Consider the following 21,323-nt stretch of genomic DNA (forward strand, 5'->3'; position numbering starts at 1 on the left):
CATACAAGCTTTTGGCCAGTTGAAAGTATTAGTAATCTTAGCATATTTGATCGAGCAATCCTAACATTTGAACTGCCATCCTTCAAAGGAGGAGATAACGTGAAAAAGCGAATGTGGTTTCTGTTAATTATTATCATGCTCGCCGGTGTCATAGGGTTTTTTATCCCGGCTGGCGGCTCCGGGGTGCATTGGAAGGCTCTCGTTCCTGCCGCTTTTGTTATGGCTTCCATCCCCGGTGCGAATCAGCTGCTTTCATTCAGAAACGGTCTCAGACAAGGAACCGCCGTAGCCATTTATGCGTCCGGCGGGCGATTTACAGCCTTTGCTTTAATGATCGGAGCGGTTGCCTTAGGATTAAGCGCGCTGCTCGAAACGTCCACGCTTATTTTTATCCTTTTAAAATGGGTGGGGGTGCTCTATTTAGCCTGGCTCGGGATCAGCACGCTGGTATCGAGTAAGAAAGAATATACCGATGACGAACCAGCCTCCAGCCCGGAAAAGCGTAGTGCCCTTGGCTTTGCCAAGCAGGAATTCCTCGTCGCAGCTGCCAATCCGAAAGCCTTGCTGCTCTTTACGGTATTTCTTCCGCAGTTTATTGAAGCAGGCGGTCATGGAACCGGAGGCCAAATCATCCTGGCCGGAGCGGCGTACATTTTGATCGAGGCCCTGTGTGCCACGGTTTATGCCTTTATTGGCGGAAAGATGAGAGCCACTGGCTTGAGCGGAAAAATGAAAAAACGGCTGGACCGGATTACCGGCGGGAGCCTGCTTGGTCTTGCGCTCTGGCTTTCGACTGAAGAGCAAAAGTGAGCGGGTCTGGGTCTGATGGATCGGATTTCAGCGGTATGTCAGCGGAAATGAAGTTTATTCAGCGGAAATCAGGATAATACAGCGCAAATGAGGATAATCCGGCGTAAATCATGATAATTAATCGATAATCAGAATAATTCAGCGGAAAGCGGGATAAATCAGCGTAAATGAGAATAATTCAGCGAGAGCATCAGCTTCAATCAGCAGAACCCACCATTCATCGGCTCCCCTCATAGTGAAAAATCAAGGCTGAGCGTCATGCTCAGTTTTTTTATGTTTTTGACAAGGAAGGAAATGAAACGACAAATATCGAAGTAGTCATTAACAGAAAATTTTGGAACTATTAACAAACAAAGGAATGGGGAGGTGCATGATGAAACGGCTTGTGGCTATATTCACAGTCATTGCCGCCTTGTCTGCAGGCTGTTCAAATATAGCAGGGGATCACTCCAGCTCCTCTGATTCCCAGAAAGAGCAGCCATCAGGTTCACCGGAAGAAATCAGTAATAAATGGGAGATCAGCTCCACTTTTAAAATCCCTTATACTTCAAAGGATGGGACGAAAGCGGAGTATGTGCTGATAGGCAAGAAAAACCGCCTGGGCTTTTTGCTGGGTTCAGGGAAGCGGGGGAAAGCGAAGCCGGAGCTGATCGTTGAAGACCAGCCGTATAAGTACATGTGGCATTTTTGGGGAAAAAGTGAAGAGCTTAACGGGAATCTGACTGTGGTTGGTTTGAACGAAGCAGGAGAAAAACATAAAGTTCTCATGGAAGGCAATAAAAAAGTGTGGCAGTACCCGGGTTATACGCTTAACCCAAATCAAGGCGCAGACCATCACGTGCCGACTACGATGGAATTTTCTTCGGCTGGATTATGGAAGCTGAAGGTTTATTTTAATGATGAACTGTTCGGGGATGTAGTCGTCAATGTGCAGCAGGCTTAACGACTCATTTTGAAAAAAATATACTTGGTATTCTTTTGCGTAGATGTTCCACGTGAAACATCTACATCATGCAAGGCAATACAGGACGGTGGAGGAACACGATGAGAAATTGGATGTATGTTGTATATGCGATTGTTTTAGGACTTGTGTCCATTTTTACAGGAGAATTTGTCACGTTTATTATGCTTGGATTTATATTAATCAGTCTGCAAAATATTAATTTGAATTTGAAGAAGCTGTTGAAGCAGAAGCAGGAATAGGGTGATGATGCCCCATTTTACATGAAGAACAATAGCTGTAAGACCATCTGTGGGGATGGTATCAGGCTGTCGAGAAAGTCTCGCAGCCTGATATTTTTTCTGGTTTCTTCCATTTTTCACCTTGACCATTTGTTATCCTATAGATAAAGAGTCTGTTTAGGCAGTGATTTTTGGTTTCAATCAAGAAAAGCACGACAAAATGAAGTGAAAATCGTAACGATTGAAGAACTTGTGCCAGAAAACCAATTATTGCGAAAAATGGATCAATACAAAGATTTCTCCTTTATTCCCGAAAAAGTACGGCCCTGCTATTCCGAATATAATGGCCTAGGATGCGCTATTTCCGTTTGCGTGGAAAAGAAAAAGTCAAGGATGGCAGCACTGTCAGAACATGAAAAAGATTGCCCTCTATCTAGCAAATATGAGCGAGGTGAAGGAGAGTTTTTTTCTGTCTTTAAGACTACCAAGGAGCTAGGTCCCTTCCACTCCTGCGGAAGAACGAGTGAGCCGAGATCGCCGAGCGTGGGTTTCGCGAGGAAGCTCGGGCGCTCGTCCGCGGAAAGGGAAGGGGCCATCGCTCCTTTCGGTAAGAAAAACTTGTAGAAAAACACCGGGTTTCTCTACAAGCTGAGACCATCTGTGGAGATGGTCTTTTTCTATGTCTGATATAAAAATCCATAGACAGGGTATAGGAGATGCAGGAAAGATAGGAGGGATCATTTTGGGTTCAAGCATCCTCGCCATTCTCATCTTTATCCTTACATTAGGGCTTGTAATTTGGCAGCCTAAAAACCTTGGCATTGGCTGGACAGCTTGTGGCGGGGCTATTCTGGCACTCCTATGTGGTGCGGTCGATCTGAAGGATGTAGCTGTAGTGTCACAGACGGTCTGGAATGCCACTTTAGCATTTGTAGCTATTATGATTATATCGCTTGTCCTGGATGAAATCGGATTTTTTGAATGGGCAGCTCTTCATATGGCTCAGGCGGCAAAAGGAAATGGACGGAGAATGTTTGTGTACATGACGATGCTAGGAGCGGTAGTCTCGGCTCTATTTGCCAATGACGGTGCCGCGTTAATTCTGACTCCTATCGTGCTTGCGATGGTAAGGAATTTAAACCTAAGCGAGGCGAAGATCGTTCCCTTTGTTATGGCTGGAGGGTTTATTGCGGATGCTACCTCTCTGCCGCTGATCATCAGCAATTTAGTGAATATCGTGTCTGCCGATTTTTTTGGAATCAGCTTTGCTGAATATGCGTCCAGGATGATCGTTCCGAACTTCTTCTCACTCGGAGCAAGCCTCGCCGTCTTGTATGTCTTCTTTCGAAAAGCTATCCCTGATCACTACGAGCTTACTGAAGTAAAGGAGCCTGGGAAAGCCGTTCTTGACCCGCGCATGTTCCGGATTTCCTGGGCTGTGTTAGCTGTGCTGCTGATCGGTTATTTCGTCAGCGAGCCGCTCGGTGTGCCTGTTTCGTTCATCGTGGGGGCTGTTGCTCTCGTATTCTTGCTGACCGCTAAAAGGAGCAGGGCGGTAAACGTGTGGAACATCGTTAAAGACGCCCCGTGGGCGATTGTTTTCTTCTCTGTGGGGATGTATGTCGTCGTGTACGGGTTAAAGAATGCAGGGCTGACACATTTCCTTTCTCAAGTCATTCAATTTACGGCAGAGAAAGGTTTATTTTCAGCAGCACTGTCCATGGGCTTTATCGCCGCTTTTTTATCGTCGATCATGAACAATCTGCCGACGGTGTTAATCGATGCCATCGCGATTCAAGGCGCGCATGCTTCTGGGACTGTAAAAGAGGCGCTTATTTACGCAAATGTCATCGGGTCTGATTTGGGGCCGAAAATCACGCCCATCGGTTCCCTTGCCACACTGCTATGGCTTCATGTGCTGGCGAAAAAGGGTGTCCACATTTCCTGGAGGTATTATTTCAAAACAGGGGCCATTCTTACAGTGCCGACGCTTTTCATCACATTAACCGGACTCTTTCTCTGGCTGCTCCTCTTTTCATAGTGCTGTATTTTTTTAGACAAGAGACGACAATTTTCTATAATAATATAACAAAAAAGCCTTCCTTTATCATGGAAGGTCTTTTTCGTGAGTGTGTGGCTATTACGATACTTTTACCCAGTGTGCGGCTTCATTACTGGAAGGAGAAGGTGGGAATTGTTCACCTTTTTCCACTTTCACTTCCGTGTTATCCTGACTTGCGGATCCGCCACTCACTAAGCTGTCTACCTTGTAAGTGCCTGTTTCATGCGCTTTTTCGCCTGTTTTGTAAGTTTCCTTTGCCATGATAAATCCACCTCCTGAGTAGTTTAGAAAAGAGACGATTTTTGTCTCTTTCTTAGTAAAAGTGATACCCGGATTTAAGATAAAAATAAACCAGATTTCTATTTTTGTAAAATTTTTGTAATAATCTTTATTTATTATTTAAGAATAACAATAGGAGAAGGGTGAATTTTTCTGGATCATCCTGAATATGGAAGGAATTCCGTTATATGTTTCGGATGATTTGAAGGTTTTATCTATAAACGGAAGGTTTTTGGAAAATCTAGAAGTATGTCATTAAAAGAGGTGTACGAAATGCAGCAAGATTCTACTCAACCAAAGGTCAGCCGCTGGTGTATCGTCAGTATGGCTTCCATTCCGCTCGTCATGACACTGGGGAATTCCATGCTTATTCCTGTGCTGCCGATTTTTGAAAACAAAGTAGGTATTACCTCCTTGCAATCAAGCATGATCATTACGAGTTATTCGTTAGCGGCGATCCTGCTCATTCCCGTAGCGGGTTATTTGTCTGACCGCTTCGGGAGAAAAATCGTGATTCTACCTTCCTTGATTCTTGCTTTAATCGGTGGACTGATTGCCGGCTACGCTTCCTGGAAAATGGGTGATCCATACCTTTGGATCATGATTGGAAGGGTGCTGCAGGGGATGGGAGCTGCCGGGGCGATGCCGATCATCCTGCCGCTAGTCGGAGACCTGTATAAAGATGATGAAAAGAAAACGAGCTCTTGTTTAGGCGTGATTGAAACGTCGAATACCTTTGGAAAAGTACTCAGTCCCATCCTCGGCTCATTGTTTGCCGCTTTTCTCTGGTTTCTGCCCTTTTTTTCTATTTCTATTTTTAGTTTTCTTTCGATTGTGATGGTTTTTTTCTTTGTGAAAGTTCCTAAAGGAAAAGAAGAGAAGCCCGACCAGCTAAAAGTGTTTATCAAAAAGACCAAACAAATTTTTAAAAGAGAAGGGAAATGGCTCTATCCTGTATTTATGATGGGGGGCTACGCGATGCTGGTGCTGTTCGCGGTTCTGTTCTTTTTATCTGAGAATCTGGAAAAAACCCACGGGATTCACGGGGTGAAAAAAGGCTTCGTACTTGCGATTCCGCTGTTTGCCTTGTGTGTGACCTCCTACGTAACGGGAAGGAAAATCAAGGATAACACGATGGTCATGAAATGGGTGATGATGATTTGTTTAATTATGACAGCCATCACCGTTGCCTTTGTAGGATACGTAAGCGATGCTCTGTCGTTGCTGTTAATAACAACGAGTGTGCTCGGGATCGCGATCGGTGCGATTCTTCCTGCCCTGGATGCAATGATAACTGAGGGAATTGAAAAAGAGGAGCGCGGGACGATCACGTCATTTTACAGCTCGTCTCGATTTGTCGGGGTAGCAGCAGGACCGCCGGTGATGTCGCTTGTCATGAAGGATTACTTAAACGTCAGTAATCTGGCCGCTGGCGCGATTGGGGCTATTTTGTTAGTGCTTGTTATTAAATTTATTCAAGGAAAAAAGGAACAGATGCCCGAGAAGGGGATCATTTAGTGCGGTGAAGGAATAAAAATAATTCTGTCAAATTCCTTTAAAAAATGGATGGTTGAGCGTAAAATAAAGACTAATCTTACCCCTGCTGTCAAAGGGAACAATCAACCATCCATAATAAAGGAGTCCTGACAATGAGCAATTTCGACCTAACCATTCATGAATCTGACCATAAAAAACCGAAGCCGCAGACAGACCAGATCGCATTTGGAAGAACGTTTACGGATCACATGTTTATGATGGACTATGATACGGGGAAGGGCTGGCATGATCCTCGCATCGTCCCTTATGAACCTGTCACGTTAGATCCTGCTTCCATGATCTTTCACTATGGCCAGACGGTATTTGAAGGATTGAAAGCTTACCGGACGGCAGATGACCGCATCCTGTTGTTCCGCCCGGAGAAAAATTTGCAAAGACTCAATCAATCAAGTGATCGTCTAAGCATTCCGCCGATTGATGAAGAGGAAGTGATGGGGTATTTAAAAGAGTTAGTTAAACTCGAACGCGAGTGGGTGCCGGAAACGGACGGCACATCGTTATACATACGGCCGTTTATTATCGCAACGGAGCCGAGCCTCGCCGTAGCCCCGTCCAAAACCTATATCTTTATGATTATCCTGTCACCTGTAGGATCTTATTTTCCCGGTGGCATTCATCCCGTCCAGATTAACGTCGAGGATCAATTCACCCGTGCTGTCAAAGGGGGAACAGGGATGGCTAAGACCGCAGGAAATTATTCCTCCGGTTATCAAGCGCAGGCGAAGGCGAGCGAAACAGGAAATGCTGATGTCCTTTGGCTGGACGGCATTGAAAAGCGGTACATTGAAGAAGTGGGCAGCATGAATATTTTCTTTAAAATCGACGGAGAAGTCGTGACACCGGCGTTAAACGGCAGTATTTTAAAGGGGATTACCCGAACGTCGATCCTCGAAGTGCTGAACGATTGGGGAGTTCCAGTGGTTGAGAGGAAGATTGCCATTGATGAGCTGTACGAAGCCTATCAGGCAGGAAAAGTCGAAGAAGCCTTTGGCACAGGGACCGCTGCCGTCATCTCCCCAGTCGGCGAGCTGAACTGGCAGGGGAAACAAATGGTGATCAACAACCGCGAGATTGGACCGCTCTCCCAGGAGCTTTATGACACCATCACCGGTATTCAACGGGGGAATCGAGAAGATGCGTACGGCTGGACTATAGAATTATAATAATGAAAGGCACCTGACTGCTGCGTGAAGTCAGGTGCCTTTTCTATTTGCATGCCAGCTGATGCCCTTATGTTTACAGCTTCGTTTAAGCTGTCTTAACGACCAGGAAAAGCTCTTTTTTATGTTAAAAATTTATCAAAGGTAAACTTTTTCTATTATTAGAACTCGAACAAAGGCAGTGCAGCTTGGTGTACTCTCTGCCTGGGTGCTGGCCAATCGGCATCCTTTGACATCATCAATCGTTGTTCGAGTTTTATCCCGAAATTTTCCAAAAGGATTAAAGGAGTCCTGCGCTTGGATATCGAAATAAGTAAAAGTAGAGCGAGGAATAGAAAGGTGGTTCAATAGTGAAGTACAACCCATTAGGAAGTACGGATTTGTCCATTAGCGAATTGAGCTTCGGCACTTGGGCGATCGGCGGAAGCTGGGGACAAACCAATGATACCGAAGCACTGAAGGCGATTGAGAAGGCCATCGATCATGGTGTTAATTTTTTTGATACAGCCGATGTTTATGGAGCAGGACACAGCGAGGAACTGCTCGCAAAAGCTACCAAAGGCAGGGAATCGGACATCCACATTGCCACGAAGTTCTGCCGCCAGGGGGATATTCACGATCCAGCCAACTACTCGATGGAACAGGTTTCCTCTTATTTAGAAGACAGCTTACGGAGACTGAACAGGGACCAGGTCGACCTTTACCAGATCCATTGTCCTCCGTTTGAAATTATGAAGGATGGCTCCGTATTTGATGTGCTCGAAAAACTGAAGCAAGACGGCAAGATCCGTTATTACGGGGTCAGCGTTGAAACGGTGGAGGAAGGCTTGTATGTGTTAGAAAACTCTAATGCCAGTGCGCTGCAGGTCATTTTCAATATTTTCCGCCAGAAGCCGATGGAACAATTGTTTCCAAAAGCGTTGGAAAAACAGGCAGGTGTTCTTGCCCGTGTTCCGCTTGCGAGCGGCTTGTTAACGGGGAAATTCAATAAGGACCATACGTTTGAAGAAGACGATCACCGCAGCTTTAACCAGAACGGCGAGGCGTTTAATGTCGGCGAGACGTTTGCCGGATTGGAATTCAACAAAGGCGTTGAACTGAGCCGCGAGCTTGAATGGATTGCTGTCGGCCGAGGCAACATGACGCAGGCTTCCATCCGCTGGATTCTCCAGCAAGAAGCCGTGACCAGTGCGATTCCTGGTTTCCGCAACGTCAGCCAGGTGGAAGACAACCTTCAAGCATTAGAAGTGAAACCATTTACGGATAAAGAACTAGCAGATTTAAAAAGCTTTTACAAAGAGGAAGTACACGACTATATCCGTGGAGTTTATTAATAGGAAAAGGGCAGCCTGGAAAAATGGCTGCCCTTCTTTACTAATCTGCTTGCAGCATTACGGCACATTTACTTCACTCATCAAAGCATGGGTATTATCCTCAGAATCATAAAAGAAAGCCATCCACGTTTCCGTTTGCTCCATTTTGGCAATCCGGTGCGGTTCTCCGGTAAAGAAGACACCTTTCGCCTTTAAATCCTCATAAGCCTGTTGAATATGGTCCACTTGAAAATAGATGACCGAGCTTGCGTGGTTGAACATTTCCCGCTCCGGCAGTGTGAGCAGCAGCCGGACGCCCCGGCAGTTGAAAAATGCCATGTTGTCCGTGCGAAACAGCAGTTCAAGCTCCAAATGGTTCTGATAAAATTGCACCGCCCTGTCGAGGTCACTGACTGGGATGCCGATCTGGCCGATTTTTTCAATCATGTTTCATTTCCCCTTTCTGTTTTTAGTGTACCAAGGTTTGTTGAGGCATTCTTTTCCATTCTCACTTTTTTTCTATACGTAAGCGGCGGGATCCCTATGTGCTGTTTAAAAACTTTTGTCTCTTAGTACCTCTCTATATAGGAGAGGCCAAGGGAGAAGTTTTTTTAAAGCGTAAGACTTAAGGAGCAAGAACCCTGACACTCCTGTGGAAGAACGAGTGACCGGGATCACCGAGCATGGGGTTCGCGAGGAAGCTCGGGTGATCGTCCACGGAAAGGGAAGGGTTCATGCTCCTGTTCGCAGGAAATATTTTGATTTGTCGGCTTTTTTTACTCCTTTTGCCAAACATATTTTAGTCTATTATAACGAAGACACTAAAAAAATCCTCAGGAAAACGATAAAATAGAAAGCAGCGATCTATTTTAATCATGAAAGATTGGAAAAACTTCAACTATCCGTATTTTTGAAACCGTTATCAAATGAATAATATCAGGAGCGTGGACGCATGCACTCTTTACTAGAAAACCATCGTCATGATTTGTTTAACACCTTTTTCGAAAGCCGTAACTTCTGTATCGTCATCGTCGATCATGAAGGGGTGGTTTCGTTTATGAATGAAAGCTACTGTGAGTTTCTTCACTTGGAAAGAGCCAGGATCATCGGCAAGCATGTGACAGATGTTATCGAAAATACCCGGATGCACCTTGTCGTCGAATCCGGGAAAGAAGAGATTGCTGATCTGCAGTTTATCCGCGGAAGCTATATGATCGCGAACCGTATTCCACTGCGTTCTGAGGGAAAAGTGATCGGCGCGATTGGCATGGTGCTGTTCAGGGATACCGAAGAATGGATGAAGATGAACAGCCACATTAAAGAGCTTCTCGCTGAGTTAAAAGCCTACCGCAGTCAGCTCGAACAAAAGAACGGTGCCGTTTATTCGCTCCATCATATTATCAGCCGTTCTCCTTTAGTCGAGCAGCTGAAGGACAAAGTGAAAAAAGTAGCCCCCGGGGATGCCTCTGTGCTTTTAAGAGGAGAAAGCGGAACGGGGAAGGAATTGTTTGCACACAGCATTCATCAGCTGAGTGAGAGGAGTACAGGGCCGTTTGTGAAAGTGAATTGTGCTGCCATTCCGGAACACTTGCTCGAATCCGAGCTGTTTGGCTATCAGGAAGGGGCGTTCACAGGAGCGAAACGGGGCGGAAAGCCTGGAAAATTCCAGCTGGCCGACGGAGGGACGTTGTTTTTGGATGAAATTGGCGACATGCCGGTCAACGCACAGGTCAAAATCCTCCGCGTCCTTCAGGAAGGAGAAGTAGAAGCAGTAGGAGCAGTGAAACCCCGGAAAATCGATGTCCGGATCATCGCTTCTACCCATCAGCCGCTCGAAGAATTGATTGCTGCACAAAAATTCCGGGAAGACCTTTTTTACCGGATCAATGTCGTGCAATTTCACATTCCCCCTCTAAGGGAGCGGGTGGAAGATGTTCGTTTGCTGTCCAAAGCGCTGCTTCATAAGCTCACCGGCCAAATCGGGAAACGCGTGACTGATTTTCATGAAGACGTGTACGAATGCTTTCGGCAGTATCATTGGCCGGGGAATGTGAGGGAACTTGAGAATGTCGTCGAGTCCTCGATTCACCTGACGAGCGGGGAAATGATTGCCATGGAAGACCTGCCTGAGCGCTTGCAGCCGCATTCCTATATCGGGAACGAAGGGTTTAGTTTGAAGGAAGTGTTGGAACGGACAGAAAAACAGGCCATTGAACGTGCCCTGTTAAAAGCAGATGGAGATAAGGTCGAAGCGGCAGGATTGCTGCAAATCGGGAAATCCAGTTTATATGACAAAGCTAAAAAGTACGGGTTGTAAGGCCGTTCCAGAATTCCGGAAAGTCATTCCGAGAAATTGGAATGGCTCTTTTTCTGCTCTGTTTGTAAGGGTTTACACAAAAATAAGAAAGCGCTTTTATCAATTTTCCGCAAATTCGGAATTTTTCCTGCAGGTACAGATGGCAAAACCTGCTGATATCAAGATTTTTAAAGTTGGCACGAATCTTGCATGTAGTACACATGAAGGGAGTGTGAAGAAATGAAAACAGTTTATTCATCATTTCAAGATGCAGTAGAAGAGATCCACGATCATGCAACGCTGATGGTCGGAGGGTTTGGTTTAGTAGGAATTCCGGAAAATTTAATTCTCGCTTTAGTAGAATCCAAGGTTAAGCACTTAACGGTCATCTCCAATAATTGCGGTGTCGATGACTGGGGTCTCGGACTGCTGCTGAAAAATAAACAAATCGATAAAATGATCGGTTCTTATGTCGGGGAAAATAAAGAATTTGAGCGCCAGGTGTTAGCTGGAGAATTAGAGGTGGAGCTCACGCCGCAAGGGACGCTTGCCGAAAGAATACGGGCAGGTGGGGCTGGAATCCCTGCTTTTTATACACCGGCTGGCGTTGGGACACCGATTGCAGAAGGAAAAGAAGTACGAACCTTTGACGGAAAAGAGTACTTGCTCCAGACCGGATTGCGAGCCGACTTCAGTTTAATCAGGGCGGAGAAGGGCGACCCATTTGGCAATCTCACCTTTAACAAAACCGCTCGTAATTTTAACCCAATGATGGCCGCTGCCGGCAAGGTAACGATTGCGGAAGTGGAGCACTTCGTAAAAGCTGGAGAGCTTGAAGCAGACCAGGTTCATACGCCGGGCATCTATGTTCAGGGATTGATTGAAGGCCAGCAGGAAAAACGAATCGAACGGCTGACGGTAGCAGCCAGTACGAACTAGGAGGGAATCACATGGCAGTACATATGGATAAAGCAGCAGTAAGGGAAATGATCGCAAGGAGAGCTGAGCGGGAAATTGAAAGCGGTTTCTATGTCAATCTAGGCATCGGAATGCCAACGATGGTGGCGAATTATATTCAAGCTGACAAACAGGTCGTGCTGCAGTCGGAAAACGGCTTGCTTGGGATCGGTAAGTTTCCTGAAGAAGCGGAAGTGGATCCTGATTTAATTAATGCCGGCAAAGAAACGGTAACGGCAGCTCTTGGGTCTTCATACTGCAGCAGTGCAGAATCATTTGCGATGATCCGCGGCGGACATTTGGATTTGGCGATTCTCGGAGGCATGGAGGTGTCTGAGCGAGGCGACTTGGCCAATTGGATGATCCCGGGAAAAATGATTAAAGGCATGGGCGGTGCGATGGATATCGTTCATGGCGCGAAGAAAATCGTGATTATCATGGACCACGTGAACAAGCATGGCGAGCCGAAGATTCTAAAAGAATGCCGCCTGCCGCTGACCGGAAAACAGATTGTCAACCGTATCATTACAGATCGGGCCGTCATGGACGTCACGGACGAAGGACTCGTTCTCGTTGAAGTGATGAATGGCTGGACCATTGAAGAAATTAAGGACTCGACAGAAGCTGATCTGAAGGTTGACCCGGCGTTGTACGAACAAGCGCGTTAACGAGGAAAAAGAGAAGGAGGAACATCGAGAATGGTAGAGAATCAAGTGGTTTTTATTACAGGGGCAGCAAGTGGGATTGGGTACGAGATCGGAACCGAATTTGCGAAGCAGGGAGCTAAAGTGGCTTTCACGGATCTCAATGAAGAAAAAGTGAAGGAGGCTGCCCGTAAGCTGGAACAAGAGGGGCATGACTGTATCGGGATCAAGTGCGATGTCACGAAGGAAGAAGAGCTGAAACAGTCGATTGATCAGACGGTGGAGCACTACGGGAGGCTTGATGTACTGATTAACAACGCGGGTTTGCAGCATGTGGCAGCCATTGAAGAATTCCCAACAGAGAAATTTGAGCTGATCACGAAGGTCATGCTGGTGGCCCCGTTTATGGCGATCAAGCATGCGTTTCCGATTATGAAAAAACAAGGCTCCGGCCGAATCATTAACATGGCTTCGATTAATGGGTTAATCGGTTTTGCCGGCAAGGCCGCCTACAACAGCGCGAAGCATGGCGTGATCGGCTTAACAAAAGTAGCCGCTCTTGAAGGGGCGGAAGCAGGGATTACCGTGAACGCGTTGTGCCCTGGCTATGTGGATACACCGCTCGTGAGAAATCAGCTTGAGGACCTGGCGGAAAACCGCGGCGTATCGATGGAAAAGGTGCTGGAACAGGTGATCTACCCATTAGTTCCCCAAAAGCGTCTGTTAACGGTACAGGAAATTGCGGATTACACGATGTTTTTAGCGAGCGGCAAAGCTCGCGGCGTCACAGGGCAGGCGGTCGTGCTTGATGGCGGCTATACAGCCCAATAATTGAAGGAGGGACAATGATGAAACCTGTCTATATTATAGAAGGCGCGCGTACACCGTTTGGAAGCTTTGGCGGCCGTTTGAAGGACGTGTCCCCTACCAACCTCGGTGTAACAGCGAGCAAGGAAGCGATAAAAAGAAGCGGCATCGATCCAGAGCAGATTGATCTATCGGTGATCGGCAATGTGATTCATTCTTCCAAGAACGCCCCGTACCTCGCCAGACATATTGCTCTTAAGTCAGGGTTAACACAAAATGCCCCGTCTTTAGCAGTCAATCGCCTGTGCGGTTCAGGGTTGCAATCGGTCGTATCTGCAGCACAGTCGATTGTGCTTGGAGAAGGGGAAACCGCCCTTGCCGGCGGAGTAGACAGTATGAGCCTTGCTCCGTATGCGCTTCGGGGCAGCCGTTTTGGCACGAAGCTCGGGAGTCCTCAAGTCGATGATATGCTCTGGGCAGCTTTAACCGATGAATACATCGGCTGCGGCATGGGTGTGACCGCTGAGAATCTGGCAGAAAAACATCACATCTCCCGGGAAGAGCAGGATCAGTATGCGGCATTCAGTCACCAACGAGCAAGTGAGGCGCGCCGTTCAGGTAAGTTTGACGAAGAAATTGCTCCCGTTGAAGTGAAAACGAGAAAAGGCACAGAAATGGTGGCTGCTGATGAACATATCCGCGAAGATACAACCGGAGAAGTTCTCTCAAAGCTGAAGCCTGCTTTTAAGAAGGAAGGAACGGTAACAGGAGGCAATGCCAGTGGCATTAACGACGGGGCGGGAGCGGTCGTCCTCGCTGGAGAAGATGCCGTAACGAACCTGTCTTTGAAACCGTTGTCAAAAATCATCTCCTGGGGTGTTGCCGGGGTTGATCCTTCTTACATGGGCATTGGCCCTGTACCCGCCATGAAAATGGCGCTAGAGAAAGCAGCGCTTACGATCGAGGACATGAGTGTCATTGAAGTCAACGAAGCCTTTGCGGCCCAGTATCTGGCTGTGGAAAAAGAAATGGGGCTTGACCGCTCGAAAGTCAACGTCAATGGCGGTGCCATCGCGCTCGGGCATCCGGTCGGTGCGAGTGGTACCCGTGTGCTTTATACGATGATGAAAGAACTCACACGCAGAAATGAACGATACGGCATCGCATCTCTTTGTATCGGTGGTGGCCAGGGAATTGCCATGATTGTGGAAAATGTTCAAATGAATCAGTAAGAATCTAATGATTAGAAATTGGGGGGAGTAACGTGCTCGGAATATTTTTAGGACTCGCGGTATTAATGGCGCTTGCTTATTTAGGCTGGTCGATCATCTGGATTGCGCCGATTGCCGCCGGAGTGGTCGCTGTTACCGGCGGACTCGATCTGCTGGACGCTTATAAGGATACGTACATGGGCGGCTTTGTGTCGTTTGCGAAAGACTGGTTCCCCGTCTTTATGCTCGGGGCTGTGTTTGGAAAATTAATGGAGGACACCGGCATGGCAAGGTCGGTGGCTGTCGCGTTCACAAAGGTCATCGGCACAAAACGTGCCATCCTTGGTGTGCTCGTCTCTGCAGCTGTGCTTACGTATGGCGGAGTCAGCCTGTTTGTCGTTGTATTTGCTGTCTATCCACTTGCCTTATCGTTGTTTCGTGAAGCAAATATCAGCCGCAAGCTGATTCCGGCTACCGTCGCGTTAGGCTCGTTTACCTTTACGATGACGGCATTACCGGGGACGCCGCAAATCCAAAACCTGATCCCGATGGAATATTTTAAAACTACACCGACAGCTGCCCCGATTATGGGGATCGCGGCGGCGATTATTATGGCCGTTGGCGGATATTTATATTTAGTGTGGCAGGAGAAAAAGCTGACCGCCAAAGGGGACGTCTACACGGAACCGAAGGATAAGAAAGTGATGAACGAAGATGAGCACGTGCCTCATTTTATTCTTTCTATTCTTCCGCTGTTGACCGTACTTCTAACCTTAAATCTATTAAAATGGGATGTTGTCACCGCGCTCATTTCCGGAATTGTGTTGATTATGTTGTTGAACGTAACGAAATTCAAAAAGTTCGTTCCCTCGATTAACAGTGGGGCGAGCGGTTCGGTCATTGCCATTATTAATACGAGTGCCGCAGTCGGTTTCGGAACCGTTGTCCGTGCCGCGCCGGGATTTGAACGGTTGACCGAGCTTCTCATGGGTGTAAAGGGAAATCCACTCATTTCAGAAGCTGTTGCGGTTAACGTACTCGCCGGGGCTACAGGTTCTGCTTCCGGAGGCATGGGAATTGCTTTGGAAGCGCTGGGCTCCAAATATTATGAGATTGCGATGAATACAGGAATCAGCCCGGAAGCTTTTCACCGGGTGGCATCGATCTCCTCGGGCGGTTTAGATGCGCTTCCCCACAACGGAGCAGTGCTGACGCTGCTTGCGATTACAGGACTGACGCATAGAGACAGCTACAAAGATATTTTTGTAGTTGCCGTACTTATTCCGGTCGTCTCAGTAATCGTAGCTATTATTCTTGCTTCTATTGGTCTCATTTAATGAACAAATAAAAAGAGGAGGGAAACGAGTGCTTAAATCAGGCAGGTGTTTCCCTCCTCTTTTCTGTTTAAGCTTTTGAGAAAAGCGGCTCGATCTCTTTCGGCAGTGTTTCTGTTTCCCCTTGATGCCAGAACCACGTTTTGCCATCAAAGCGGACGGATTGCTTATACGCGCCATTTTCTTTCGAGTAGAAAACAAGCTCATAATATTCTGGGTCTTTGTTTTCATCGGTGCGATCTGGTGTGAATCCTGGATCAGGCTCGCCTTTCTTTAATAGATTTATATATTTCTGAATCGATCCGGGATCTGAATGGGTGGTGACTTTAATCGGCGGCTGCTGGCCGTGATAGACTTCAATCCGGTCGATTTCTGTTTCTTCAATTTTTTTAAAATCGTTCTTTTCCTCATCCCCGGAAGCCTGATACAGCCGGTAATCGTTGACTTCGTTTGGATCCTTGACAGCGATCCAGGATGGATTTCCTTTCACTTGATAGAGGTTTGTACCTTTGTGCAAAAAGGCTGCATCGCCATTTTTTGTTTGATAAGAAGGATTCGTCACATTCTCATCTACTTTAAAATTGACCTCTCCTACCTTATCGCCAAGCATGTCCGTGCTGCTTAAGACGCGGTCATTGACGCGGTGGTACTCAACTCCGTCCCATTTTACAAAATCAACCCAGTCGATCACGGTTGAACTGCTTCCGCCGGGTGCCGGCCGCTGGCAAGCCGTTAAAAACAAAGCAAGGATAAGGACTGGCAGGATTTTTTTCATCGGTAGACCCCCTTTTAGCTATTCGTCGGATAAATTAGAAAAAGGTTACAAATTTGCCAATTTTTTGGTGTGGAAGGCTTTAAATAGAACTTTTCCTTTTAATTCCTGTGCTGAACTTATGTTAAACTTAAATTAACAACGAGTTACATTCTAATAAAGGAGTGGGTTTCGATGGCAATGCAAATCCTTGTGGCTTATGATGGCAGTGAAATGAGTAATCATGCGGTAGAAGAAGCGAAAGCCAAAGCCAAAGAGCATCCTGGCTCTGTCATTCACGTGATCACGGTCGTTTTTGGTACGGGCCCGGTCACTAATGCTGCGTTTATGCGCAATATTGGACATGAACTTGCCGAAAAATATGAATCGGACATGGTCCAGGTGAGGACAGAAATTGAAGAAGCTCAATTAACCGCTGTTACGAACGTGTTAGTAGGAGAGACTAACCGCAATCCAGGAGCAACGATTTGCAACTATGCCAAAGAACACAAGATTGATCTTATTATTATGGGAAATCGAGGTCTTGGCGGAGTTCAGAAGTTATTACTCGGAAGCGTCAGCAATCATGTCGTCAACCATTCCGCTTGTCCTGTATTAGTCATGAAATAACCAGCAAAGGTGCCTCTGCCCGCGAACGGGTGCGGGCACCTTTGTTACGAAAAGAGGAGTGTTTCTGATGAAGCTTGAGCAAACCCAGACGACAAAGCTTTATATGACCAAAGAGCTTCGTCAGAATATTGAGCTTCTCACATATACCTATGCAGACTTAGAGCAATTCATAGAAGAGAAAACTCTTGAGAATCCGTTGCTTGAATTCAAGTCGATCGCCAACAAGGAAGATTACACTTCCTATCTTCCTAAACAAACGTTTGATTGGCGGACGGATATCCACGAGCAGCTTGGCTGGCTGGATATAAGCCGCCATCAGAAGCAGGTGCTTGCTGTACTGGTGGAGAGTTTAAGTGAGCGGGGATTTCTCGAAGAAACAGACCAGCAGCTTGCTGACGTCTTCTCTATAGAAGTAGAAGAGGTGCAAAATTCACGAAGGCAGCTGATGATGCTTGAACCTGAAGGGCTAGGCTCCCGGGGTGGCAGCACTTTCTCACCTTTCAAGTACATAAGCATTTCCCTGAGGACCAGCTTCTTCACGAAATAGCAGCCCATCATTTACAAGACATCGCTGAGGAAAGTGATCTGTCTCTCTCGAAGCTATTCCACGTCTCAGCGGATAGAATAAAAGACGTCCGTCATAAACTTTCCAAGTGCAAGCCTTATCCGTGCCAGGGGCTGTCTGCTTCTCCTGCTTCTTACTTGCCGCCGGACGTTACAATTGCAGAAGAACAGGGAAACTTATATCTCTCCGTTCCAGAATTCCATTTGAGCTTGAACCACCATTATGACCACTGGAAAGGCGGGGAAGCGAAAGAATTTCTGGAAGCCTGTTACAAGCAGGCTTCCATGCTGAAGCGGGCGGTTGAACATCGCCAGACGACGCTGATCGCTATTATGGAAGTGCTCATAGCAAAGCAGCGCCGCTTTTTCACCGACGGCCCGGCTGTGTTAAAGCCTTTGACGATTAAAGAAGTAAGCGAAGAGCTGTTGATTCATGAATCAACGGTCAGCCGCGCCGTAAAGGATAAAATGATTCAAGCACCTGTCGGGATCGTTCCGTTGCAGCGCTTATTTTCCTCAAAGCTATCAACTGTAGATGGACCGGATGTATCCAGTGCAGAAGTAAAGCATCTCCTCTTCGATTATATAAATAAAGAAGACAAGCGAAAGCCTCTCTCCGACCACGCTCTTGCCGAAATGCTGAAAAAAACAAGGGGCATTTTAATTTCAAGAAGGACGGTGGCGAAATATCGCAAGCTGGAAAATATCCCTTCTTCTTCTGCCAGAAGAAAGCACTCCCAGTGGTAAACACCTTGCTTAACCTCTTTTTTTGTGAAAAAATAAAGGTGTTTAAAGATGCAACAAATGAGGGTGGGCTATGATTAAGACCTTATTGATTGCTCCTTACCAGGGGCTGGCTGAAATTGGGAAAAATTATAAACGGTACGATGAAGAACTGCACATCGATATAAAAATCGGCAACCTCGAAGATGGCGTCAGCATAGCCAAGGCGGCTGAAGCAGAAGGGTATGAGATGATTATCAGCCGTGGAGGTACGGCTAGTTTAATTGAAGAGCAGGTAAACCTTCCTGTCGTTGATATTAAGATCAGCGGCTATGACATGCTGCGGGTTTTTACCTTATTGAAAGGCATGCAGGGCAAAGCTGCGCTAGTTGGTTTTCCTAATATTACAAGAGGAGCATCAACGATTTGCAGTATCCTTGATATGGACGTATCGACGATCACGATCGGCAGCCGGACGGAAGTAGAAAAGCTGGTGAGTGATTTGAAGCAGGATCATTACTCAGTGGTCATAGGAGACGTTGTAACCGTTCGCCAGGCCGAGCAGATCGGCCTGCAGGGAATATTAATTACGTCAGGAAAAGAAGCACTGATGGAAGCTTTTGAAGAAGCGAAACGACTGTACCGCTTAATCCAGCGTGTTCACTCGCAGGCTTCCGTTTATTCAGAAGTCATTGAAGGCTTTCCTCAGCCGATTGCTGTCATCGATACTAGGGATACGGTGATTGTGAAAAATAAATCCTTTCGTACAGAGATGGACGCTGAAGTTTTGAACACGGCGGGTTTTGAAACGCTTATGAAAAAAATCAGCACCGAACAAAAGAGTCATTGGGAAAAAGCTTCCTTAAGGGAAGAGAGTTACCACATATATGGGTACCCTTTAAACGATTATCTTGTAGGGGCTGTATTTCAAAAAGAACTGGTTCAAGAACGAGCGGGATTGCAAATCAAATCCAATCTCTCTTACATACCGATTTCCGGGAAGAGCCAGGTCGCAAAAAACTTAAGAGAAAATATAAAAAGATATACCGAGCTCGACTCTCCATTGTGGATTGAAGGAGAACAAGGGACGGGACGCATGATGTATGCGTGTAATCTGCACTTCGAAACCTACGGGCATTCCTCTCCTTTATTGTCGGTGGATTTAGCTGAGGTGAACGTAACAGAAGCAGCCGCAATTTTTTCAGGAAAAAGCAAGCAGCTTCCTTCTGAGGGCAGTGTCGTCTTTCGTAATGTTCAGGCGATGGAGCAGGGAAGTCAAAGCCGCTTCAAAAAGCTCGCATCTGAGCTTGCGGGCACGTACAAAGTGTTTATCCTTTCCGATGCAGCAATGGCTGTGAAAGTGGATAAGGGAGAGTTTGACCACGAGCTTTATTATAAAGTACCGCAGGCATCGATCTACCTGCCGCCTTTAAGGGACCGGGTTGAAGATGTTAAGGAATTGGTGCAGGCATTTATCACGGAAAACCACATGAAATATGGGTATGAAACGATCGGCATCAGGGAAGACGCCTTAAAGCCTTTATATGAATATGACTGGCCTGGAAATGTGGATCAGCTTAAGCAGATCGCAGAGAAATTGATGATTACCAGCAGCAAGTCCTATATCGAATCCGAAGATGTAGGAAAGGTGATGAAGGATCTTGTGGAAGCCCCTGTACAGGATTACCACAATACGATCCCTTTAGAAGGTACGTTAAAAGACATGGAGCAGCAGATCATTCATAAGGTGATGCAGCAGGAAGGAAATAACCAGTCCCATGTTGCAAAACGGCTCGGCATGAATCGAACGACATTATGGCGCAAGCTTAATTCATAAAGCTTGCGTTTTATTGTTGCAAAAATAAACATACATCTTTGCGTTTTGTTTAAAAACAAGCAATAATTTCTCTTTTTTTATGTTTTACTGTTGCAAAAATAAATTGTAAGCGTTATTATTAAACTTGTAATCGCTTTTATCATTATTTTGTGTTTTATTTTGTAACAGTTATGTTATGATCAAGGAGGAGAAAAGATGAAAATTAAAGCAACGCTGGAAAGAATTCCTGGTGGAATGATGGTTGTCCCATTGTTAATCGCCGCTATTATTAATACGGCTGCTCCGGATTTACTACGGATCGGCAACTTTACGCAATCTTTATTCGTCGATGGAGCAGGTACGCTTATCGCTTTGTTCCTGTTGTGTACAGGAGCACAAATCAATCTTCGTACGGTAGGAGTGAGTTTAGGAAAAGGAGCTACCTTACTCACAGTCAAGTGGGTCGTGGGGGCAGCGTTTGGTTTGCTTGCTTACTTGCTGGCAGGATCGAATGGTCTGTGGCTTGGCCTTGCGCCGATTGCCATTGTCGCTGCCATGACTAATAGTAATGGCGGGCTCTACATTGCGATTGTCGGCCAGTATGGCAACAAAACCGATCGCGCCGCTTATTCATTGCTTGCCTTAAATGACGGTCCTTTCTTTACGATGGTAGCATTATCCATTTTTGGAGCGATGGGCTTTGTTGATGGTCTGTTCTCCTTGGCGTCATTTATCTCCGTGCTGCTTCCGATTATCGTTGGAATGGTGCTCGGGAACCTTGATGAAGAAATGAGGGAATTCCTTGATAAAGGAAGTTCCATGCTGATCCCGTTTTTCGCGTTTGCGTTAGGAATGGGCATTGATTTTGGGAAAATCATTGAAGGCGGATTATCCGGAATTCTGCTTGGAGTGGCGACAACGCTGATTACGGGTACTGCTGGTTATTTCGTATTTAAAGCATTTAAATGGAATCCGATTGCCGGAGCTGCGGAAGGTTCAACCGCAGGAAATGCTGTGGCGACCCCTGCCGCTATTGCCGCTGCCAACGCCAGCTTTGCCAGTGTGACGGAACTGGCTACGGTCCAAGTCGCTGCCTCTACAGTAACGACAGCGATTCTGCTCCCGATTTATATCGGCTTCTTAGTGAAGAGACTCGAACGTAAAGGGGTGCAGTTGCCGGACGATTATTCAAGCGACTCTGAACACCAGGTGACAGCTTAGAAAGTT

The 21,323-nt window shown here is 46.5% G+C and carries 22 protein-coding genes and 1 pseudogene; 20 read left to right on the plus strand and 3 right to left on the minus strand.

The features are described from left to right. Nucleotides 1-99: 99 nt before the first annotated feature. The 4 genes from MUN89_RS03120 to MUN89_RS03135 all read left to right on the plus strand — a co-directional run bounded on the left by MUN89_RS03120 (nt 100) and on the right by MUN89_RS03135 (nt 4,033). The gene (locus MUN89_RS03120; RefSeq protein WP_244711318.1) at nt 100-810 is read left to right on the plus strand and encodes a LysE family translocator; all 711 of its coding nucleotides are present in this window, start codon (nt 100-102) and stop codon (nt 808-810) included. A 370-nt stretch (nt 811-1,180) separates the two neighbouring features. After that, nucleotides 1,181-1,753 carry a DUF4871 domain-containing protein gene (locus tag MUN89_RS03125; RefSeq protein WP_244711320.1) on the plus strand — a complete coding sequence of 191 codons (573 nt, stop codon included), beginning with the start codon at nt 1,181-1,183 and terminating at the stop codon, nt 1,751-1,753. 101 nt (nt 1,754-1,854) lie between these two features. Next, complete coding sequence (locus tag MUN89_RS03130) at nt 1,855-2,013, plus strand: hypothetical protein (protein WP_244711322.1); 159 nt, start codon at nt 1,855-1,857, stop codon at nt 2,011-2,013. 721 nt (nt 2,014-2,734) lie between these two features. Further along, nucleotides 2,735-4,033 (plus strand): arsenic transporter, encoded by a 1,299-nt coding sequence (locus tag MUN89_RS03135; protein WP_244711323.1) that lies wholly within the window; start codon nt 2,735-2,737, stop codon nt 4,031-4,033. Nucleotides 4,034-4,132: 99 nt separating this feature from the next. Here MUN89_RS03135 and MUN89_RS03140 read toward each other — a convergent pair whose 3' ends face one another. Beyond that, on the minus strand, nt 4,133-4,315 hold the full coding sequence (locus tag MUN89_RS03140; RefSeq protein WP_244711325.1) for a YjzC family protein: 183 nt from the start codon (nt 4,313-4,315) through the stop codon (nt 4,133-4,135). 291 nt (nt 4,316-4,606) lie between these two features. Here MUN89_RS03140 and MUN89_RS03145 point away from each other — a divergent pair, with 291 nt between their 5' ends. The 3 genes from MUN89_RS03145 (at nt 4,607) to MUN89_RS03155 (ending at nt 8,384) form a co-directional block, all read left to right on the plus strand. Further along, nucleotides 4,607-5,851 (plus strand): MFS transporter, encoded by a 1,245-nt coding sequence (locus MUN89_RS03145; protein ID WP_244711327.1) that lies wholly within the window; start codon nt 4,607-4,609, stop codon nt 5,849-5,851. Between the two features lie 131 nt (nt 5,852-5,982). Beyond that, a complete protein-coding gene (locus tag MUN89_RS03150) occupies nt 5,983-7,053 on the plus strand; it encodes a branched-chain amino acid aminotransferase (RefSeq protein WP_244711328.1) in 1,071 nt (356 codons plus the stop codon). Between the two features lie 347 nt (nt 7,054-7,400). Further along, nucleotides 7,401-8,384 (plus strand): aldo/keto reductase, encoded by a 984-nt coding sequence (locus MUN89_RS03155; protein WP_244711330.1) that lies wholly within the window; start codon nt 7,401-7,403, stop codon nt 8,382-8,384. A 57-nt stretch (nt 8,385-8,441) separates the two neighbouring features. On the opposite strand, the gene MUN89_RS03160 is transcribed toward MUN89_RS03155, so the two are convergent. Further along, a complete protein-coding gene (locus MUN89_RS03160; RefSeq protein ID WP_244711331.1) occupies nt 8,442-8,810 on the minus strand; it encodes a VOC family protein in 369 nt (122 codons plus the stop codon). A 205-nt stretch (nt 8,811-9,015) separates the two neighbouring features. On the opposite strand from MUN89_RS03160, the gene MUN89_RS03165 reads away from it, so the two are divergent. From MUN89_RS03165 to MUN89_RS03195, 7 genes are all read left to right on the plus strand, one after another. Continuing rightward, a complete protein-coding gene (locus tag MUN89_RS03165) occupies nt 9,016-9,216 on the plus strand; it encodes a hypothetical protein (RefSeq protein ID WP_244711333.1) in 201 nt (66 codons plus the stop codon). Nucleotides 9,217-9,315: 99 nt separating this feature from the next. Next, nucleotides 9,316-10,680: a sigma-54 interaction domain-containing protein gene (locus MUN89_RS03170; RefSeq protein ID WP_244711335.1), complete on the plus strand. Its 1,365-nt coding sequence runs from the start codon at nt 9,316-9,318 to the stop codon at nt 10,678-10,680. A gap of 219 nt (nt 10,681-10,899) precedes the next feature. Then, entirely contained in the window at nt 10,900-11,598 is a 699-nt protein-coding gene (locus MUN89_RS03175) for a CoA transferase subunit A (RefSeq protein ID WP_244711336.1), read from the plus strand. Between the two features lie 11 nt (nt 11,599-11,609). Next, nucleotides 11,610-12,284, plus strand: coding sequence for a 3-oxoacid CoA-transferase subunit B (locus MUN89_RS03180; RefSeq protein WP_244711338.1), 675 nt, complete (start codon nt 11,610-11,612; stop codon nt 12,282-12,284). Nucleotides 12,285-12,314: 30 nt separating this feature from the next. Continuing rightward, nucleotides 12,315-13,091: a 3-hydroxybutyrate dehydrogenase gene (locus MUN89_RS03185; RefSeq protein ID WP_244711340.1), complete on the plus strand. Its 777-nt coding sequence runs from the start codon at nt 12,315-12,317 to the stop codon at nt 13,089-13,091. A 17-nt stretch (nt 13,092-13,108) separates the two neighbouring features. Continuing rightward, nucleotides 13,109-14,299, plus strand: coding sequence for an acetyl-CoA C-acetyltransferase (locus MUN89_RS03190; protein WP_244713556.1), 1,191 nt, complete (start codon nt 13,109-13,111; stop codon nt 14,297-14,299). Between the two features lie 32 nt (nt 14,300-14,331). Beyond that, nucleotides 14,332-15,615 carry a GntP family permease gene (locus tag MUN89_RS03195; protein WP_244711341.1) on the plus strand — a complete coding sequence of 428 codons (1,284 nt, stop codon included), beginning with the start codon at nt 14,332-14,334 and terminating at the stop codon, nt 15,613-15,615. Between the two features lie 67 nt (nt 15,616-15,682). On the opposite strand, the gene MUN89_RS03200 is transcribed toward MUN89_RS03195, so the two are convergent. After that, complete coding sequence (locus MUN89_RS03200; RefSeq protein WP_244711343.1) at nt 15,683-16,387, minus strand: hypothetical protein; 705 nt, start codon at nt 16,385-16,387, stop codon at nt 15,683-15,685. Between the two features lie 171 nt (nt 16,388-16,558). Between MUN89_RS03200 and MUN89_RS03205 the strand changes: the two genes are divergently transcribed. From MUN89_RS03205 to MUN89_RS03225, 6 genes and pseudogenes are all read left to right on the plus strand, one after another. Next, nucleotides 16,559-16,993: a universal stress protein gene (locus MUN89_RS03205; RefSeq protein WP_244711345.1), complete on the plus strand. Its 435-nt coding sequence runs from the start codon at nt 16,559-16,561 to the stop codon at nt 16,991-16,993. Between the two features lie 67 nt (nt 16,994-17,060). Further along, on the plus strand, nt 17,061-17,540 hold the full coding sequence (locus MUN89_RS03210) for an RNA polymerase factor sigma-54 (protein ID WP_244711347.1): 480 nt from the start codon (nt 17,061-17,063) through the stop codon (nt 17,538-17,540). Further along, nucleotides 17,537-17,692: pseudogene (locus tag MUN89_RS22060) on the plus strand (hypothetical protein); the annotation flags it as partial. The gene MUN89_RS03210 and the pseudogene MUN89_RS22060, both read left to right, overlap by 4 nt. Before the next feature lie 3 nt (nt 17,693-17,695). Continuing rightward, entirely contained in the window at nt 17,696-18,304 is a 609-nt protein-coding gene (locus MUN89_RS03215; RefSeq protein ID WP_244711348.1) for an RNA polymerase factor sigma-54, read from the plus strand. A 70-nt stretch (nt 18,305-18,374) separates the two neighbouring features. Beyond that, nucleotides 18,375-20,117, plus strand: coding sequence for a sigma-54-dependent Fis family transcriptional regulator (locus tag MUN89_RS03220; RefSeq protein ID WP_244711350.1), 1,743 nt, complete (start codon nt 18,375-18,377; stop codon nt 20,115-20,117). 195 nt (nt 20,118-20,312) lie between these two features. Further along, nucleotides 20,313-21,317, plus strand: coding sequence for a 2-keto-3-deoxygluconate permease (locus MUN89_RS03225; RefSeq protein ID WP_244711352.1), 1,005 nt, complete (start codon nt 20,313-20,315; stop codon nt 21,315-21,317). Nucleotides 21,318-21,323 lie beyond the last annotated feature (6 nt).

The sequence above is a fragment of the Halobacillus salinarum genome (assembly GCF_022919095.1).
Taxonomy (GTDB): domain Bacteria; phylum Bacillota; class Bacilli; order Bacillales; family Halobacillaceae; genus Halobacillus_B; species Halobacillus_B salinarum.

Bases quoted from the DNA above. Each gene is read 5' to 3' on its own strand.
- MUN89_RS03125 (WP_244711320.1), top strand. From the start codon at position 1,181: ATGATGAAACGGCTTGTGGCTATATTCACAGTCATTGCCGCCTTGTCT.
- MUN89_RS03130 (WP_244711322.1), top strand. From the start codon at position 1,855: ATGAGAAATTGGATGTATGTTGTATATGCGATTGTTTTAGGACTTGTG.
- MUN89_RS03140 (WP_244711325.1), bottom strand. From the start codon at position 4,315: ATGGCAAAGGAAACTTACAAAACAGGCGAAAAAGCGCATGAAACAGGC.
- MUN89_RS03145 (WP_244711327.1), top strand. From the start codon at position 4,607: ATGCAGCAAGATTCTACTCAACCAAAGGTCAGCCGCTGGTGTATCGTC.
- MUN89_RS03150 (WP_244711328.1), top strand. From the start codon at position 5,983: ATGAGCAATTTCGACCTAACCATTCATGAATCTGACCATAAAAAACCG.
- MUN89_RS03160 (WP_244711331.1), bottom strand. From the start codon at position 8,810: ATGATTGAAAAAATCGGCCAGATCGGCATCCCAGTCAGTGACCTCGAC.
- MUN89_RS03170 (WP_244711335.1), top strand. From the start codon at position 9,316: ATGCACTCTTTACTAGAAAACCATCGTCATGATTTGTTTAACACCTTT.
- MUN89_RS03175 (WP_244711336.1), top strand. From the start codon at position 10,900: ATGAAAACAGTTTATTCATCATTTCAAGATGCAGTAGAAGAGATCCAC.
- MUN89_RS03180 (WP_244711338.1), top strand. From the start codon at position 11,610: ATGGCAGTACATATGGATAAAGCAGCAGTAAGGGAAATGATCGCAAGG.
- MUN89_RS03185 (WP_244711340.1), top strand. From the start codon at position 12,315: ATGGTAGAGAATCAAGTGGTTTTTATTACAGGGGCAGCAAGTGGGATT.
- MUN89_RS03190 (WP_244713556.1), top strand. From the start codon at position 13,109: ATGAAACCTGTCTATATTATAGAAGGCGCGCGTACACCGTTTGGAAGC.
- MUN89_RS03200 (WP_244711343.1), bottom strand. From the start codon at position 16,387: ATGAAAAAAATCCTGCCAGTCCTTATCCTTGCTTTGTTTTTAACGGCT.
- MUN89_RS03205 (WP_244711345.1), top strand. From the start codon at position 16,559: ATGGCAATGCAAATCCTTGTGGCTTATGATGGCAGTGAAATGAGTAAT.
- MUN89_RS03210 (WP_244711347.1), top strand. From the start codon at position 17,061: ATGAAGCTTGAGCAAACCCAGACGACAAAGCTTTATATGACCAAAGAG.
- MUN89_RS03220 (WP_244711350.1), top strand. From the start codon at position 18,375: ATGATTAAGACCTTATTGATTGCTCCTTACCAGGGGCTGGCTGAAATT.
- MUN89_RS03225 (WP_244711352.1), top strand. From the start codon at position 20,313: ATGAAAATTAAAGCAACGCTGGAAAGAATTCCTGGTGGAATGATGGTT.